Origin of the sequence: Kitasatospora sp. NPDC057512, from assembly GCF_042802135.1 — a bacterium.
Taxonomy (GTDB): Bacteria; Actinomycetota; Actinomycetes; order Streptomycetales; family Streptomycetaceae; genus Kitasatospora.
Window position 1 is genome coordinate 1 of sequence record NZ_JBHVET010001232.1, and the last position, 1,347, is coordinate 1,347.

At 73.1% G+C, this 1,347-nt stretch carries 1 protein-coding gene; it reads left to right on the forward strand.

What is annotated here, in order from left to right:
• Positions 1–88 precede the first annotated feature (88 nt).
• On the forward strand, positions 89–1,347 hold a 1,259-nt coding region (fabF, locus tag ACFU6K_RS39145), incomplete at its 3' end, for a beta-ketoacyl-ACP synthase II (protein WP_380671466.1).

Below are 1,347 nucleotides of genomic sequence, written 5' to 3' on the forward strand. Positions count from 1 at the left end.
GGCCGGGACGCCCCCTCACCGGGGCGCCCGGCCGGGCCCATCCTCGGCACGCCGCCGACCCCTGCACACGTGAGAGAAGAAGAAACCAGTGACCGCTGAAAACCGCACCGTGGTCGTCACGGGTATCGGCGCCTTCACGCCGCTGGGCGCCGACGCCGCCAGCACCTGGGAGAACCTGGTCGCCGGCAAGTCCGGCGTGGTCGCCCTGACCGAGGAGTGGGCCGAGGACCTGCCCGTCAAGATCGCCGCACGAACCGCCGTCGAGCCCGGCACGATCCTGCCCCGCCCGCTGGCCCGCAAGCTGGACCGCTCGGCCCAGTTCGCGCTGATCGCCGCCCGCGAGGCCTGGGCCGACGCGGGCTTCGAGACCCCCGCCACCGACGAGTCCTCCAAGCTCGCCCCCGAGCGCCTGGGCACCGTCATCGCCTCCGGCATCGGCGGCGTGACCACCCTCCTCGACCAGTACGACGTGCTGAAGGAGAAGGGCGCCCGCAAGGTCTCCCCGCACACCGTCCCGATGCTGATGCCCAACTCCCCGGCGGCCAACGTCGGTCTGGAGGTCGGCGCCCGCGCGGGTGTGCACACCCCCGTCTCCGCCTGCGCCTCCGGCGCCGAGGCGATCGGCTACGCGATCGAGATGATCCGCACCGGCCGCGCCGACGTCGTGGTGGCCGGCGGCACCGAGGCCGCGATCCACCCGCTGCCGATCGCCGCGTTCGCCAACATGATGGCGATGTCCAAGAACAACGACGAGCCCCAGCGCGCCTCCCGCCCGTACGACAAGGCCCGCGACGGCTTCGTGCTGGGCGAGGGCGCCGGCGTGGTCGTGCTGGAGTCGATCGAGCACGCCGAGGCGCGCGGCGCCCGGATCTACTGCGAGGCCGTGGGCCAGGGCCTGTCCTCGGACGCCCACCACATCGCCCAGCCCGAGCCGACCGGCGCCGGCGTGGCCCGCGCGCTGGCCGACCTGTTCGAGCGCAACGAGCTGGACAAGGCCGAGATCGTGCACGTCAACGCGCACGCCACCTCGACCCCGCAGGGCGACACCGCCGAGCTGAAGGCGCTGCGCAAGGAGCTGGGCGACGACCTCGACCACATCGCCGTCTCGGCCACCAAGTCGATGACCGGCCACCTGCTGGGCGGCGCCGGCGGCATCGAGACCGTCGCCACCGTGCTGGCCCTGTACCACCGGATCGCCCCGCCGACCATCAACGTGGAGGAGCTGGACGACGACGTGGAGGCCGACATCGTCCGCGACGAGGCCCGCAAGCTGCCCGAGGGCCGGATCGCCGCGCTGAACAACTCGTTCGGCTTCGGCGGCCACAACGTGGTGCTGGCCTTCCGCAC